The 14381-nt window shown below is 56.9% G+C and carries 16 protein-coding genes, 1 tRNA gene and 2 pseudogenes; 14 read left to right on the top strand and 5 right to left on the bottom strand.

Annotation, left to right across the window (positions count from 1 at the left end; genetic code table 11):
• The first annotated feature begins 70 nt into the window (after positions 1–70).
• Complete coding sequence (locus HBO10_RS22530) at positions 71–529, top strand: Hsp20 family protein (RefSeq protein ID WP_003191546.1); 459 nt, start codon at positions 71–73, stop codon at positions 527–529.
• Between the two features lie 66 nt (positions 530–595).
• On the opposite strand, the gene HBO10_RS22525 is transcribed toward HBO10_RS22530, so the two are convergent.
• Positions 596–1492, bottom strand: a complete 897-nt coding sequence (locus HBO10_RS22525; protein WP_034127522.1) for a LysR family transcriptional regulator — start codon at positions 1490–1492, stop codon at positions 596–598.
• Between the two features lie 242 nt (positions 1493–1734).
• Here HBO10_RS22525 and HBO10_RS22520 point away from each other — a divergent pair.
• From HBO10_RS22520 to HBO10_RS22480, 9 genes and pseudogenes are all read left to right on the top strand, one after another.
• Positions 1735–1821 (top strand): annotated as a pseudogene (locus HBO10_RS22520) (hydrolase); the annotation flags it as partial.
• A 63-nt stretch (positions 1822–1884) separates the two neighbouring features.
• Positions 1885–2511: an isochorismate family cysteine hydrolase YcaC gene (ycaC, locus tag HBO10_RS22515; protein WP_003191542.1), complete on the top strand. Its 627-nt coding sequence runs from the start codon at positions 1885–1887 to the stop codon at positions 2509–2511.
• A 423-nt stretch (positions 2512–2934) separates the two neighbouring features.
• Complete coding sequence (gene pstS / locus HBO10_RS22510) at positions 2935–3966, top strand: phosphate ABC transporter substrate-binding protein PstS (protein ID WP_034127521.1); 1032 nt, start codon at positions 2935–2937, stop codon at positions 3964–3966.
• Between the two features lie 74 nt (positions 3967–4040).
• Positions 4041–5006: a phosphate ABC transporter permease subunit PstC gene (gene pstC, locus HBO10_RS22505; RefSeq protein WP_003191517.1), complete on the top strand. Its 966-nt coding sequence runs from the start codon at positions 4041–4043 to the stop codon at positions 5004–5006.
• Entirely contained in the window at positions 5006–5899 is an 894-nt protein-coding gene (gene pstA, locus HBO10_RS22500; protein ID WP_003191515.1) for a phosphate ABC transporter permease PstA, read from the top strand. Before pstC ends, pstA begins: the two co-directional genes overlap by 1 nt.
• A gap of 76 nt (positions 5900–5975) precedes the next feature.
• Complete coding sequence (pstB, locus tag HBO10_RS22495; RefSeq protein ID WP_019817112.1) at positions 5976–6737, top strand: phosphate ABC transporter ATP-binding protein PstB; 762 nt, start codon at positions 5976–5978, stop codon at positions 6735–6737.
• Between the two features lie 56 nt (positions 6738–6793).
• On the top strand, positions 6794–7492 hold the full coding sequence (locus HBO10_RS22490; RefSeq protein ID WP_034127520.1) for a hypothetical protein: 699 nt from the start codon (positions 6794–6796) through the stop codon (positions 7490–7492).
• Positions 7492–8109: a hypothetical protein gene (locus HBO10_RS22485; protein ID WP_034127519.1), complete on the top strand. Its 618-nt coding sequence runs from the start codon at positions 7492–7494 to the stop codon at positions 8107–8109. Before HBO10_RS22490 ends, HBO10_RS22485 begins: the two co-directional genes overlap by 1 nt.
• Before the next feature lie 370 nt (positions 8110–8479).
• A complete protein-coding gene (locus tag HBO10_RS22480; protein ID WP_034127518.1) occupies positions 8480–10339 on the top strand; it encodes a calcium-binding protein in 1860 nt (619 codons plus the stop codon).
• Between the two features lie 154 nt (positions 10340–10493).
• Here the strand turns inward: HBO10_RS22480 and HBO10_RS22475 are convergent, their stop codons facing one another.
• Complete coding sequence (locus HBO10_RS22475) at positions 10494–10961, bottom strand: MerR family transcriptional regulator (protein WP_230633854.1); 468 nt, start codon at positions 10959–10961, stop codon at positions 10494–10496.
• A 94-nt stretch (positions 10962–11055) separates the two neighbouring features.
• Between HBO10_RS22475 and HBO10_RS22470 the strand changes: the two genes are divergently transcribed.
• Positions 11056–11694: an NAD(P)H-dependent oxidoreductase gene (locus HBO10_RS22470; protein WP_034127517.1), complete on the top strand. Its 639-nt coding sequence runs from the start codon at positions 11056–11058 to the stop codon at positions 11692–11694.
• Here HBO10_RS22470 and HBO10_RS31420 read toward each other — a convergent pair.
• Positions 11691–11906 (bottom strand): annotated as a pseudogene (locus tag HBO10_RS31420) (hypothetical protein); the annotation flags it as partial. The gene HBO10_RS22470 and the pseudogene HBO10_RS31420 sit on opposite strands and share 4 nt — an antisense overlap.
• Positions 11907–12042: 136 nt before the next feature.
• On the opposite strand from HBO10_RS31420, the gene HBO10_RS22460 reads away from it, so the two are divergent.
• Positions 12043–12414, top strand: a complete 372-nt coding sequence (locus HBO10_RS22460; RefSeq protein WP_230633853.1) for a hypothetical protein — start codon at positions 12043–12045, stop codon at positions 12412–12414.
• 176 nt (positions 12415–12590) lie between these two features.
• A complete protein-coding gene (locus HBO10_RS22455; RefSeq protein ID WP_034127516.1) occupies positions 12591–12797 on the top strand; it encodes a hypothetical protein in 207 nt (68 codons plus the stop codon).
• A 7-nt stretch (positions 12798–12804) separates the two neighbouring features.
• Here the strand turns inward: HBO10_RS22455 and HBO10_RS22450 are convergent, their stop codons facing one another.
• Together HBO10_RS22450 and HBO10_RS22445 are read right to left on the bottom strand one after the other, a co-directional pair.
• Positions 12805–13332, bottom strand: a complete 528-nt coding sequence (locus HBO10_RS22450) for a GNAT family N-acetyltransferase (protein WP_034127614.1) — start codon at positions 13330–13332, stop codon at positions 12805–12807.
• A 248-nt stretch (positions 13333–13580) separates the two neighbouring features.
• Positions 13581–13667: transfer RNA gene (locus HBO10_RS22445), tRNA-Leu, on the bottom strand.
• A gap of 223 nt (positions 13668–13890) precedes the next feature.
• On the opposite strand from HBO10_RS22445, the gene HBO10_RS22440 reads away from it, so the two are divergent.
• Positions 13891–14367: a hypothetical protein gene (locus HBO10_RS22440; RefSeq protein ID WP_034127515.1), complete on the top strand. Its 477-nt coding sequence runs from the start codon at positions 13891–13893 to the stop codon at positions 14365–14367.
• The last annotated feature ends 14 nt before the right edge of the window (positions 14368–14381 follow it).

Raw genomic sequence — 14381 nt, 5'->3', positions numbered from 1 at the left:
ATTTTTGATCACGCGATGCCGAATCCGGGTCGCGTACTAAATCACTTGGAGAAACTCAGGAGATTTTAAAATGGCTACTACCCTGTCGTTGGCCCCACTGTTCCGTCAATCGGTGGGCTTTGATCGCTTCAATGACCTGTTCGAGTCGGCGCTGCGCAGCGAGGCTCCGAATTCCTATCCACCTCACAACGTGGAAAAGCACGGTGACGACGCGTACCGCATCGTGATCGCCGTGGCTGGCCTGACCGAGGAGGATCTGGATATCCAGGTCGAGAGGGGTGTATTGACGGTTTCCGGCGGAAAACGCGAAACCGACGATAAGGTCGCTTACCTGCACCAGGGCATTGCCCAACGTGCGTTCCGGTTGTCGTTCCGCTTGGCCGACCATATCGAAGTACGTGGCGCATCTCTGACCAACGGTTTGCTCAACATCGACCTGCTGCGTGAAGTGCCTGAAGAGGCCAAGCCAAAACGCATCATGATTGGTGGTGAGGCCAAACCCGAGCTGCGTCAGGTCAGCTTGCAGTAAAACAATCGGCGGTAAAAAGGCGCTCTACGGAGCGCCTTTTTTGTGCGCGCTGCAAACGCAGGCCGGCTAAGCCTCGGTATTGGGTGCAAACAACCGCCTGGCCTCGGCAAAACACTTCTCTGCAATGACCGAGCGCGGTTCGGTCTTGCGCATCACCATGCCCAGGGGCGCAAGGACACTGGCGTCTGGCAGGTGGATAAATGCCAGGTTTTCGATGGGGTTTTCCAGGCCGCTGTCCAACGGCATGATTGCGCAACAGAAGCCTTCGTGGATGGCCTGGAACAGTTGATAGGTGGAGTCGCTTTCCAGAATCGGCTGGGGATCGAGACCGCGGCTGCGGAAACTCAAGTCGATGGATTTTCGGTAGTGCATGCCATTGCTGATCATCCCCAGGGGCAGTTGGGCGGCTTCTTCCCAGCTCATCTGTGTGCCTTCGAAGTGGAAGTGGCGGGTGTCGTACAGCAGGCCGACGCGGGTTTCGCCCAGCTCGAAAAACTCCAGGTAATTGGGGCTGACGTGGTCCAGGTAGCACACGCCCAGGTCCAGTTGGTTGGTGCCCAAGGCTTCGATGATTTTGTCCGAACTCATGGAGGTGAGGCTGAACTTGAGTTCCGGGAAGCTGTGGGACAAACCCTGGATAAAGCTGATCGGGTTGAAGCCGCTCAGGGGCACCAGGCCCAGGCGCAGGTTACCGACCAACTGGCCGCGACACGCAGCGGCTTCGGCGAACAGGCCGTCGTGGGCGGCGAGCAGGGTCCTGGCCCAGGCCAATACGCGTTCGCCGGCCTGGGTGAAACCTTCGAAGCGTTGGCCGCGGGTTACCAGCTCCAGGCCCAGTTCTTCCTCCAGGTTGCGCAGGCGCATCGACAGGGTGGGCTGGGTGATGTTGCAGCGCGCGGCGGCCTGGCCGAAATGGCGGGTCTGCTCCAGCGCGATCAGGAATTTAAGCTGCTTGATGTCCATGAAGGCACCTGCCTGGAAATAAGTGAACGGTCATGATTGGCGCAAGTGCCTGAAACCCACGGGGTGGAGCCGATGATCGCATTGTAACGACCGGCACGTCCAAGTGACCTTGCCACCGTGCGGCTGCATTGTTCCATTTTTGAGATGGAGCGGCCCGTTTCAGCCACTACCTAACCCTGAACGCGATGATTAAGGTGGTTCCACTGTTTTTTGGATGGGCCAACGTCTACACCCAGGCCGTGCCGCACTATCAGCTTCTCATCGAGAGCTACATCAAGGCTCAGGAAGTTGCAAACAACCACGAAGTACTAGACTCACAGCGCAAGTAAATACGCTGGGGTATTTTGCGGCGAGCCCATGTTGGGCGCTGCCTATTTATCAGGAGTATGAAGATGTCTACACCTTACGTTCGTTTGGACAAAGACAACGCCGCGGTACTGTTGGTCGACCATCAGGCCGGCTTACTGTCATTGGTCCGCGACATCGACCCGGACAAATTCAAGAACAACGTGCTGGCCCTGGCTGACCTGGCCAAGTACTTCAAGTTGCCGACCATCCTCACCACCAGTTTCGAAACCGGCCCCAACGGCCCGCTGGTGCCCGAGCTCAAGGCCCTGTTCCCGGATGCGCCGTACATTGCGCGCCCGGGCCAGATCAATGCCTGGGACAACGAAGACTTCGTCAAGGCCATCAAGGCCACCGGCAAGAAGCAATTGATCATTGCCGGCGTCGTGACCGAAGTGTGCGTGGCGTTCCCGGCGCTGTCGGCCCTGGCCGAAGGCTTTGAAGTGTTTGTGGTCACCGACGCCTCCGGCACTTTCAACGAACTGACCCAGCAGTCCGCCTGGGCCCGCATGTCGGCCAACGGCGCGCAACTGATGACCTGGTTTGGCCTGGCCTGTGAGCTGCACCGCGACTGGCGCAACGACATCGAGGGCTTGGGGACGTTGTTCTCCAACCACATTCCGGACTACCGCAACCTGTTCACCAGCTACAACGCGTTGACTGAAGGCAAGTAAGCCTGACGCGAGGCTGCCGCTAGCCTTGAGGGGGACGGTACAGCGCCTATTTCACTGACACCCCTAGGTCCACATGTGGGAGCTGGCTTGCCTGCGATAGCGGCATTGCGCCTGGCACCTATTTATCTGACACCGCGCGATCCAGCTGTGGGTGTCAGGTAAATAGGGGTTGGCTGTCGGGCCGTCATCGCAGGCAAGCCAGCTCCCACAGTTGGATCGGCGTCGACCGTCGCGGGAGCAAGATCAGTACCGCTAGAGGGATGACAGCACTTTAGTCGTAATTTGTTACTAACCAATGCCCTAAAAATACAACGCTGTGGCGGCAAAGCGGGACAAAACACCCTCTCGCCATTCAATTTTCATAAAAATGTAACAACCCTGCTTCACAGTTCGGGAGCCCGTCACCACAACGAGTTCCTTTTAATGAAAAGCTTGATGAAGTCCGCAGCACTCGCCGTTACGGTATCCCTGTGTGCCTCCTCCTTGACCTTCGCCGCCGAAAACGTGCGCCTCACCGGCTCCGGCGCCAGCTTCCCTGCACCGATCTACCTGACCTGGTTCAAGGATTTCAGCAAGAAGACCGCTGGTGTCACCGTGGATTACCAGTCCAAGGGCAGCGGCGCAGGTGTGCAGGACTTCCTGAATAAAACCGTCGACTTCGCCGCCAGTGACTCGGCCATGAAAGACGAAGACATCGCCAAGGTTGCCGAAGGCGTGCAGTTGCTGCCAATGACTGCCGGTGAAATCGTGCTGGCCTATAACCTGCCGGGCAATCCCAAGGGCCTCAAGCTGCCACGCGATGTTTACTCCAACATCTTCCTGGGCAAGATCACCAAGTGGAACGACCCACAGATCGTCGCCGCCAACCCGGACCTGAAGCTTGGCGACACGCCGATCACCGTGGTAGTGCGCGCAGACTCCAGCGGCACCACGGCGGTCTTCACCAAGCACCTGGCGACCATCAACCCTGAATTCAAAACGGCACTGGGGGAGGGCAACACCGTCAACTGGCCGGCCAGCGACAAATTCATCAAGTCGCCCAAGAACGATGGTGTGACCGCCACCGTACGCCAGACCCCAGGCGCCATCGGTTACATCGAGTACGGCTTCGCCAAACTGGCCAAGGTTGACTTCGCCCAGTTGCAGAACAAGGCCGGCCAGTACGTGGTGCCAAACGCCGAAAGCGGCGCCGAGGCCCTGGCCGCCGTGAAGATGCCGGAAAGCCTGGTGGCCTGGTTGCCGGACCCGGACGGTGCCAAGTCTTACCCGATCACCTCGTACACCTGGATGATCTTCCGCAAGGACAACGGCAACCCTGCCAAGGCCAAGGCCATGCGCGAAATGGTTGAGTACAGCCTGACCGAGGGGCAGAAAATCGCCGACTCCATGGGCTACATCCCGCTGCCGCCATCGGTGGTGGAGCAGGTTCGCAAAGCCTCCGCCAACATTCAGTAACACCCGTGAGGCCGCTCTCGGTGTGGGCTGTTTGCCGCGCCGGGGGCGTTTCCCCCCTGTTCCGGAATTAGCCAATGAACAAACCTTTCGTCGTACCGGTTAACCGGGATTCTGCCTGCCAACCTCCCTCGGCCAAAGACTTCCTGGTCGATCGCACCTTCCGTGGGCTCGCGCGAATCGGGGTGGTACTGATTCTGGCGTTGGTCGCAGCCTTGGTATTCGAGGTGGGACGCAAGGCCTTGCCGGGCATGGAAAAGCACGGGTTCGATGTGCTTTTTGGCAGTGTCTGGGACGTTAACCAGGGCAAGTACGGGATCTTGCCGGCCATTTGGGGCACGCTCTACAGCGCTTTCATCGCGCTGCTGATTGCAGGCTTTTTCGGTGTCAGCATGGCGATTTTCCTGACTCAGGATTTTCTGCCGGCCAAGCTGGCCGCTGTGTTTCGCACCATCGTTGAGCTGCTCGCGGCTATCCCCAGCGTGGTGTACGGCCTGTGGGGCATCTACGTGGTGATCCCGGCCATTCGGCCACTGACCACCTGGTTGAACAGCGAACTGGGTTGGATACCGTTTTTCGGCACGTCCCTGAGCGGGCCGGGGTTGCTGCCTGCGGCGCTGGTGTTGGCCATCATGATTCTGCCGACGATTGCCGCCGTATCCCAGGACGCGCTCACCAGCGTGCCGATGAAGACCAAGCAGGCCGCCTACGGCATGGGCACCACCCATTGGGAGGCGATTCTCAAGGTGATGGTGCCATCCGCCGCCACCGGTATTTTCGGCTCCCTGGTACTCGGCCTCGGCCGTGCGCTGGGCGAAACCATGGCGCTGGCGATGCTGGTGGGCAACGCCAACAACATTTCCCTCTCGCTGTTCGCGCCGGCCAATACCTTGGCAGCCTTGTTGGCGCTGAACTTCCCCGAAGCCGGGCCCAACGAGGTGGAGGTATTGATGTACGCCGCTCTCGTCTTGATGTTCATCACGCTGCTGGTGAATGTCATCGGTTCCATGATCATGCTCTACGCCCAACGGGGTAACCGATGATGACGAATCTCACATCCCCTATCACCGCTGTGCCGAGCCTGCAGCGCAAGTTCGAAGGCCGCGCCTTGCGCAGTCTGGTGTTGACCACATTGGTATGGCTGGGTGCGCTGCTGGCCAGCGTGCCGCTGATTTCCGTGCTCTACATGCTGATCACCCGTGGCGGCGCCCGCCTGAGCCTGGAGGTGTTCACCGAACTGCCGCCCACCGGCTTCGAAACAGGCGGCGGTTTCGGCAACGCCATGGCCGGCACATTTGTGATGGTCGGTATCGCTGCGGCGATTGCGGTGCCGGTCGGCATCATGGCCGCGATCTTCCTGGCTGAACTGGGGCCGGACAGCAAATTGGCCAACGCTGCACGCTTTGCCGCCAAGATGCTCACCGGCTTGCCTTCGATCCTGGCCGGCGTGTTTGCCTATGCCTTGGTGGTGATGACCACCGGCACCTACTCGGCACCGGCCGGCGGCGTGGCCCTGGCGGTACTGATGCTGCCCATCGTGGTGCTGACGGCTGAAGAGTCGATGCGCATGGTGCCCAAGATCATGAAGGACGCCGCCTATGGCATGGGCTGCACCCGCTCCCAAGTGATCTGGAAGATCATCTTGCCGACTGGCCTGCCAGCGATCCTCACCGGCGTAATGCTTGCAGTGGCACGTGCCGCAGGCGAAACCGCGCCGTTGTTGTTCACCGCGCTGTTCAGCAACTACTGGATCTACCACGACGGCGACCTAGCGGTGATGAACCCCACGGCCTCCCTTGCAGTGTTGATCTACAACTTTTCCGGCATGCCCTTCGACAACCAGCTGGAGCTCGCCTGGGCGGCCTCGTTGGTGTTGGTGATGATCGTGCTGGTCGTGAATATTGTGAGCCGTATCTTCGGCAAGCCTAAGTATTAAGAACGGGAGCATCTGAATCTTGAACGTCTCAACTGCGCAAATAGCCGCTCCGTTTGTTACCCAATCGCCTGTGGTCATGGACTGCAAGCTGGACAGGATTTTCTACGGCAACTTCATGGCAGTACGTGACAGCCATGTGCCGATCGAGAAAAACAAGATCACCGGTTTCATCGGCCCGTCCGGCTGCGGCAAAAGTACGGTACTGCGCAGCCTCAACCGCATGAACGACCTGGTGAAGGGCTTTCGTTTCGAAGGCCACGTGCATTTCCTGGGGCAGGACGTGTATGGCAAGGGTGTAGACCCGGTGGTGGTGCGCCGTTACATCGGCATGGTGTTCCAGCAGCCGAACCCGTTTTCCATGAGCATCTTCGACAACGTCGCCTTCGGCCTGCGCTTGAACCGCTACAAAGGCGACCTGGGCGACCGCGTCAAGCACGCCCTGCAAGGCGCTGCGCTGTGGGATGAAGTCAAGGACAAGCTCAAGGTCAGCGGCCTGTCGCTTTCCGGTGGACAGCAGCAACGGCTGTGTATTGCCCGTGCGATTGCCACCGAGCCGGAAGTGCTGTTGCTCGATGAGCCTTGCTCGGCACTCGACCCGATTGCGACTCGCCGGGTAGAGGAACTGATGGTGGAACTGAAGAAGGATTACACCATCGCCCTGGTCACCCACAACATGCAGCAGGCGATCCGCGTGGCGGACACCACGGCGTTTTTCTCGGTGGATATTTCCCAGGGCACGCGTACCGGCTACCTGGTGGAAATGGGCCCGACCGCGCAGATTTTTGGCAGCCCGCGTGAACAGATGACCGAGGATTACATCAGCGGCAAGTTCAGCTGAGTAACTCCATGTTCGATAGAAACCACACGTGCGCCACCGTCAGCCCAGGAACGCCAATGTCTGCAACGCATCGTCTTGATTTGTCAGCGATTGAACGCGCGCTCCGCAAAGTGCAGAGCCGCTTTGCCCAGCTCAGCACGCAATTTACCGAGCCGCGCGACCCCTTGACCGACGAAGTGCTGCACAACGTGCTTGAAGGCTATGCGTTGGTTGACGACTATGTCGCACGGGGCGTTGACCTGTTTGACCTTCATCATCTGGACCTGATGCTGGAGATCAACGCCACGGTGCTCTGCGGTAGCGACCCGGCGCGGCGCGTGGAATACGCGCAGCACCTGGCCGCCACCGAAGAGCACTTCTTCAACAACGTTGAAGGCGGTATCAAGGACTTGTTCAATTGGTATTGCGCGTATCGCAGTGAATCGGTGTGGAAGCGTGCGGCCGGTGTGTATGTGCGCATCCTCAGCAAGCCGCAGTTGTTCATCGAAGGCAACAACCGCAGTGGTTCGCTGATCGTCAGTTATCTGCTGATGCGGGCCGGGTTGCCACCGTTCGTGCTAACGCTGGAAAATGCCGAGGGCTATTTCAATCCTTCCTCGGTAATCCGCAACTCGGCCAAACATGGGGTCAAGGCGTTGTATGAATTGCCCAAAATCAAGAAAAAGTACGCCGCCTTTCTGGAGGAACAGGCCCCGGATCCCAAGGCGTTTTTCTTGAGCGACGCACCACAGCCTATTTATCAGGGAGGCCATTAATGCGCCGGTATCCAACACTCGCCAGCCGAGCCGTGCAAGCTATCCAGCAGGCGCTTCTCACGCGTGCCGCCAAGCGACCGCGTGTACGCATCTCCTTTGATATCGACGACACATTGGCTTGCCAGCTCCACCACGCTGATGTCGAAAGCAGCTGGCTACCGGCCTGCGCTCATCGTTGGTGGGGAGAACCGCTGCGTATTGGCACCCGTTCGTTGACGCGAGAGCTGCGGCGCCAGGGTTGCAGTATCTGGGTCTACACCTCATCGGGCAGGGCGCCTTCCTACATCAGGCGTTGGCTGATGCTGTACGGCATTCGTGTCGATGGCGTAGTCAACAGCGTGCGGCATAACCACGCCCTCACGGTGCATGGGCTGTCGAACACCCCCTCGAAATTTCCGCCGGCCTTCGACATTGATTTGCACGTGGATGATTCCGAGGGTGTGCGCCTTGAAGGTAACGACCACGGCTTTCGCGTGGTGGTGGTCGATCCGCAGGATGAGCACTGGGCGCAACGAGTGCTTGAAGCCGTCGCGGGCGTGCAGGCGCAACTGGCCCGGCAGCAATTACCCAGGTTCAAGCAGCCTGTCTGCCAAGGTGCTGAGGTTTATTCTTCCTGAGTTCCAGAGAAACCTGAACTTCTTGAGCCCTTATTGCAGTTCACAACTTGCTATAAGGGTTTGATTTTCTTTGACTCGCCAGTCACGAATAACACAGAACTTCACCTCTTGTTCGACAAACAGCGCTTATGGCGCTTTTGTCGTCTATCTCCCCAAGTACATACCTTTGTCATCCGATAGTCGGTCACTTTAACGCGGCACTTCTAGTGCTAGTGTTGACGAGCTTCCTTAATGGTCAACCTCGATATTAAGCAACGAAGCAGCCTGAACAGAATGCACAACAACAACTTCAATGCATATTGTTTAGCCCGACGCATCAGGTATTACCGTTGACTTTCGGTGTTGATCGCTGGGCTCAAGGAGTACTGACATGGCTATATTCGATTACAAGGGGCAAGACGCCCGCGTCCTGATTTCAGATGCCTGGACCCTCGCCACTTACACCAGTGGTGTAGCGACCGTCGGCGCGCTCTACAACATTCCGGGGCTTGTGCTGGGCGAGGGCAACACCTTCGCGCTGCCCAAGGGCTGGCGTGAGATCGGCGCGAGCGAACTGCAGGTTGATAGCAGCCACACCGACATCACTGGAAGTTTTACCGGCGACGGCGTCTTTGGTTCTCAAGCCAGGGTGTTTGGTCAATACGATGATAGCGGCCAATTAGTCAAAATGGGTTTTTCCATTGCCGGCACTAACTCGCCAATTGATCTGCTGGGTTGGCCGGCGATGATCGATAACTCTTATATCAACGGCTACGACTACCTGCTCAACTCAATCAAGGATTACGCCACCGGCCATAACCTGAGCGGCAAGGATGTTCTGGTCACCGGCTATAGCCAGGGTGGCTCCGTTACCAACAGCATGTATATCGGCAAGGACACTTTGGCCGACGGTTTTTTCAAGGATTCGGACTACTTTGGCATGGAGTCGCCCAAGTCCAGCAACAGCGACGGCATCTTCAACTTCGGTTTTGAAAACGATGTGGTCCACCGTCTCACGGGTCAAGAGACCAACGTGGGCAGCGCCATTATCGATGCGCTTCAAGGCAGTGATGCCAGTTACACCTCGACGACTGACAACATCGTGCTGTTCGACACAATCTACGCGCTGCCAACCTGGCCCAATGGTCCGTTCTCGATTGCCAACCTGTCAGGATGGGCCGCGCACCTGGAAGGCATTTTCATCAACCCTATCCAGCGTATCGCCCAATCGACCTTCTACGATTACATCGAGCGCGACAGCACCATCATCATCAGTAACCTTGACGCCATCAGCCGCAGCTTTACCTGGGTCAGCGACAAACAGACCGCCACCTCCAACCACTACGGCACACCGGCCTTCCTGCTGGGCACCGACAGTTCGGACAAGCTGCAGGACGGCCGCAGCGATGACTTCCTCGACGGGTTCAAGGGTGACGACAGTTTCCGGGTGAGTACCGGTACCGATATCGTCGCTGGCGGCGAAGGCAACGATAAAGTCTTCCTCAAAGGCACCGCGTCTTCCTACGAGGCGGTGAAACTCAGCGATGGCACGTTGTTTCTGAACGATAGCAGCGGCCAATATGGCCTGAAGGAATTGCACGGCGTAGAGCATGTAGAGTTCGAAACCGGCCTGGCCAACAGCCTCGGCCATGTGCCCGTGCTCGGCGGGCTCTTCGGTGGTATTGGCGAGGTCCTCACGCCGGCCTATACGGTGACCAGTGGCAAACTCGACTTCGAAGGCCTGTTCGGCGCCGATAAGGCGTATGCCAAATCCATCGAAGGCAGCCAGCTGGCCGACACCCTCAAAGGCACCGCCGCTCGCGACCTGATATTCGGCCAGAACGGCAATGACCGGCTCGACGGTGGCGCCGGCAATGACCTGCTGCACGGCGGTGAGGGCAACGACACACTGCTGGGCGGCACCGGTAACGACGCGCTGTATGGCGCCAACGGCAATGACGTCTTGATCGGCGGGCAGGGTAATGACCAACTCAGCGGTGGCGTGGGCAGCGACCTGTTTGTTTTCGACCAGCGCGGGTTCGGCCACGACGTGATCAGTGACTTCAACATTCATCAGAATGGGAAAGACCTGCTGGTGTTCGCCAAGTCGCTGTTTGCCAGCGCCGATGCTGTGCTCGGTGCGACTACCCAGCACGGCAGTGACAGCGTGATTCTGGCGGGGGACAGCAGTGTCACCCTGGTGGGGTTCAATGCGGCGCAGTTGAGTGCAGAGATGATCAGCGTGGTTTGATGCCGGATCGGTAAAGCTGGTGATAAAACCTCACAGGATCGTTGATGCTGTGGGGTTTTTTCTTGCTTATCGCTTTATAGTAATCTGTCAGTGCGAGAGGCAGCATCAGGTTTGTATTTGGTTGAGAACCAGATCTCGCAGTATTGCGCTTTCTTTACTTGCTGGTAGCCATCATGTGTTTGCTTCGCATGACTACGGCTCGATCAGGTCGTAATCGCTCCACGCTGCTTGGGCAATTCAATCCAGGTGCGATGCCCGTACGAAGGCTTTCTTCGAGGACTTCTTGCAGCATCAACAACTCCTCACGCTGCACTTTTAGCGTGGCTTCGATGTGCTGTATCTCCTCCAGGCGTACATTGATCTGTTCCAGAGTGAGGGATTTGGAGCAGCTACCGTCATGAAGGAAAAGGCCACGAATGGTGTCGAGGGAAAACCCCAGCCTTTGCGCGTGGATCACGACTTCCAAGCGTTTAATGGTGGTTTCGCTGTAATAGCGATAGTTGTTCACGTCACGCGTGGGAGCGTCCAGCAGGCCTTGCTCCTCGTAGTAGCGTATTGCTGAAGCAGCAAGGCCTGTGCGTCGCGAAATCTCGCCGATCTTCATTTTTTGCTTGACCTTCAAGTTGACTTTAATCCGCAGTATAAGCCGGAGCGCAATCCTGAAGGTATTCGGATTGGGCTGGATAAAGACCGTTGACCTGCGTGGAATATGAAGAATGAGCAAAATAACCGAGTTACTGAATTGGCGTTATGCGACGAAAAGTTATGACCCGTCCAAGACCGTGCCGGCTGAAAAGCTGGAGCGAATTCTGGAAGCGGTACGACTGACGGCGACCTCGAGCGGCCTCCAGCCATTTGAATTGCTGGTGGTGACTAATCCGCACATTCGCGAAAAGATCAAGGCGGTCAGCTGGAATCAGTCCCAGGTGACCGACTGCTCTCATTTACTGGTGTTCGCCGCCTGGGATGACATAACGCCTGAGCGCGTCAACATGATGTTCGACCTGACCAATACTGTAAGAGCCACTGTCAACCAGGGGTGGGAAGATTACCGTCAAATGCTCCTCGGCATAGTCGCCGAGCGTGGGCAGGAGGCCAATTATCAAGCGGCTGCGCGCCAAGCCTATATTGGACTGGGCTCGGCTTTAATCGCCGCGGCGTCCGAGCAAGTCGACGCAACGCCCATGGAAGGCTTCGATCCCTCGGCTGTCGATGAGATTCTGGGACTGGGGGCCAGGCATCTGCGCAGTGTGGTGCTCCTGCCGTTGGGGTATCGGGCAGCAGAGTCTGACTGGCTGGTAAACCTGAAAAAAGTACGGCGGTCTCGCGAAAACTTCGTCACTGAAATCAACTAGGGAGACCGTGCAGCCGCCCCGTGTTGCAGCCATAGTGGGGTGGCGCATGGCTTACAGCGTGTCCCGAGACTTTGCGGACTAAAGTGTTCTTTCCTGTCCAGTGTTCGTGCCGAATTGGCGTTGGCTGCACGCCCGCGCTGTTCGGCATCCACCAGGCCGTAGATCAGCGTGATGAACAGCTCGGTAAAAATCGCTGCGGTGATGTCGATGCGAATTGTCGATCTTGTGGATTGTGCGGTGAAGTACGGGCATTGCGTTTACCTCAGGTAGGCGCCGCCCTCATTGCACGCTAATGGCAATTTGGTTTGGGTTGGGGTATTAATGCCGAAATTTTTGAAGGATCAAATTATGCGTATTTGGATTGGCTCACTGATGATGCTTACCTCGGCTGCAGTGCTCGGTGATGAGGCACAGCTTAAGCAGTGGGAAAAGATGGATCGCTGCTCTAATGCAGCCTTTATCGCGATACAAATCCTGGAAGAAAGCGCAGACACGTCCAAACAGGCACTGGCCCTACACGGAGCCGTAGAAGGGCTAAAAACCAACACAAAGTTGAAAGAAGCGACACCGACTGGAAACGAAGTCATTGGCGCCTATAACTTTGCGCTTCGGATCTCTTATGAGATCCCTCGACCCTTCGCAAAGCGTGAGCATGATTGGCTCATTGCTCAGGCGGCGACAGCATGCACTTTATGGGTTCCAAGTGTTGGGACCCAGTAATCAAAGCGAGTGGATGGCCGGCGTTCATTTTTTTCGATGGCGGCACTGATCTGATCATGCCGCTACTTTACATTTACGGCTCTTCCAGTCCAGGCGGAGCCCTCCGATACCGGATGCAGCATGGCGGGCGATAGATGGTTGAGCGAGGACTTTCACTTTTTTCAAGGAGAGGCGCAATGAACAAGCTCAAGGCGGTGAATGCGGCGGTAGAGCATTTTTTCAGCCGATTTTCTCGTAAGCAGTTCTTCGTGGCTTTCGCCGTCATCAGTGCGGTCAACTACTGGCTGGCCTATAACGTCGCAGGCTACAAGTCGGTCTATCTGACCATGGTCGCAGGTTTTTTCTTCGGCCTGATGTTTGCGAAATCCGAGCCAAATAAGTAATCGCGAATCACGCCCGAGGGAAAAGGTCGCGGCACATCACGACCATTCCGATTTCGGCTACATCGGTACTGAAGGGAATTTCTCCCAACGCCCTGAATCCGAAGTTCCCATAGAAGCGCTGCGCGTTTGAATTGGTCTTCAGTACGTCTAGCCATAAGAAACCTTCATTGCGGTTTTGCGCTGTGTCTTGAATGAGTTGAAGAAGCTGCTTCCCATAGCCCTTACCCGCCTGAGACTTGAGGAAGTAAATTTTCTGGAGTTCGGCGCCAACATGATCAGCCATTGGGATTGGCTTGGACCAATTGACTTTTGAGAAGCCTACTGCCTGGCCTTTGTCGTCGAATGCAATGAGCCAGTAGTGATTGATAGGTGATCCGATAGATTTCTGCAGTTCAGAAGCTGAGAAGTCCTCGCTTAGAAAGTTCTGTAGTCCTGCGGCGGTCCAGATATCAGAAAAGTGCTCTTTGTAGGTCTTTATGCCGATGTCTCGGAGCGTTTGAAGGTCTTCAATCGTTGCCTCTCGAATCGTGATCACTGCTCTGCTCTCTGCGCCAAATGACTCCAACCAATACCGGCAACCCGCCACTATTTCAAGTCCTGCCTAAGCGAGGCACAAAAGTCTCAAGGAATCCCTATGGCGCTGACAGCAAAACAGCAGCGTTTCGTTGACGATATTCGTTCGACAGGACGCCGGAGATGGGGAATTGCGGAGCAGGCTCTGAAATAGCGGAGCAGAAAAGATAAGGGCCTGCCCAGGTTTCCCTGGCAAGCCCTTGATATCTATGGTGCCCGAACCCGGAATCGAACCGGGACGCCCTTACGAGCGGGGGATTTTAAGTCCCATGCGTCTACCAGTTTCGCCATTCGGGCGGTAGCGCGGTGTAACAGGGTTGGGAATATATAGATCCAGCCGCTTCAGCGCAACCTCCCAGCCGGTTTTCCCGCATAAAGATGCGCAGAAAAAAACGTGGCAGATCAGTGATCTACATGGCCTTTGTGCCAAGTCCTGATGAACGCTCGCAACCCAGGAACAAGCCCCATAAATGACAGTCATAGCGATATGCCATTTCGGCATTTCGCAGGGAGTCGTTTGATGCTCAGTATCCGTAAGCAGGCTTGGATCATGGCCGCAGGTGTAGCGGGGTTGTTGGGCACTGGCGCGTTCAGCTCGGCGCAGGCGGGGAGTACGGTGCAGTGGGGCGAATTTAGTGCGTCGTCTTCAGACAAGTTGACGGCCGGCTCGATGGACGTGGGCGGTGCCTATGTGTTGAAGCCGTCGGGTGTTTCCGTGGGGGATGTCGAGGCGCTGCAAGCTGGGCAAAAACAGAGTCAAAGCGAACTGCAAAGCTTGAAAAGCAAAGTAGAGGGGCAGGAGCGTGCGTTTGATGAGTTCAAGCGCAAGGACGGTTCGAGTGCCAGTAGCAGTGACAGTCAGCTGTCGAGTCTCAAGCGTACGGTGGATGAGCAGAAGAGCACGATAGAGCGGCAGAAAAGCGAGCTCGACGGTCTCAAGCGCAGCCTGGATGATTTGAAGCGCAGCGTGGAGACCTTGAGCAGCAAGGTGAAGTGACAGCACTGATGCTG

This window comes from Pseudomonas sp. WS 5503 (assembly GCF_012985385.1).
In the GTDB taxonomy this organism is placed as follows: domain Bacteria; phylum Pseudomonadota; class Gammaproteobacteria; order Pseudomonadales; family Pseudomonadaceae; genus Aquipseudomonas; species Aquipseudomonas paracarnis.
The sequence above is the reverse complement of the archived record's forward strand: the minus strand, read 5'-3'. Positions and strand labels throughout refer to the sequence as shown.

Excerpts from the sequence above, each read along its gene's own strand:
- HBO10_RS22530 (WP_003191546.1), top strand. The coding sequence starts at position 71 with ATGGCTACTACCCTGTCGTTGGCCCCACTGTTCCGTCAATCGGTGGGC.
- HBO10_RS22525 (WP_034127522.1), bottom strand. The coding sequence starts at position 1,492 with ATGGACATCAAGCAGCTTAAATTCCTGATCGCGCTGGAGCAGACCCGC.
- ycaC (WP_003191542.1), top strand. The coding sequence starts at position 1,885 with ATGTCTACACCTTACGTTCGTTTGGACAAAGACAACGCCGCGGTACTG.
- pstS (WP_034127521.1), top strand. The coding sequence starts at position 2,935 with ATGAAAAGCTTGATGAAGTCCGCAGCACTCGCCGTTACGGTATCCCTG.
- pstC (WP_003191517.1), top strand. The coding sequence starts at position 4,041 with ATGAACAAACCTTTCGTCGTACCGGTTAACCGGGATTCTGCCTGCCAA.
- pstA (WP_003191515.1), top strand. The coding sequence starts at position 5,006 with ATGACGAATCTCACATCCCCTATCACCGCTGTGCCGAGCCTGCAGCGC.
- pstB (WP_019817112.1), top strand. The coding sequence starts at position 5,976 with ATGGACTGCAAGCTGGACAGGATTTTCTACGGCAACTTCATGGCAGTA.
- HBO10_RS22490 (WP_034127520.1), top strand. The coding sequence starts at position 6,794 with ATGTCTGCAACGCATCGTCTTGATTTGTCAGCGATTGAACGCGCGCTC.
- HBO10_RS22485 (WP_034127519.1), top strand. The coding sequence starts at position 7,492 with ATGCGCCGGTATCCAACACTCGCCAGCCGAGCCGTGCAAGCTATCCAG.
- HBO10_RS22480 (WP_034127518.1), top strand. The coding sequence starts at position 8,480 with ATGGCTATATTCGATTACAAGGGGCAAGACGCCCGCGTCCTGATTTCA.
- HBO10_RS22470 (WP_034127517.1), top strand. The coding sequence starts at position 11,056 with ATGAGCAAAATAACCGAGTTACTGAATTGGCGTTATGCGACGAAAAGT.
- HBO10_RS22460 (WP_230633853.1), top strand. The coding sequence starts at position 12,043 with ATGCGTATTTGGATTGGCTCACTGATGATGCTTACCTCGGCTGCAGTG.
- HBO10_RS22455 (WP_034127516.1), top strand. The coding sequence starts at position 12,591 with ATGAACAAGCTCAAGGCGGTGAATGCGGCGGTAGAGCATTTTTTCAGC.
- HBO10_RS22440 (WP_034127515.1), top strand. The coding sequence starts at position 13,891 with ATGCTCAGTATCCGTAAGCAGGCTTGGATCATGGCCGCAGGTGTAGCG.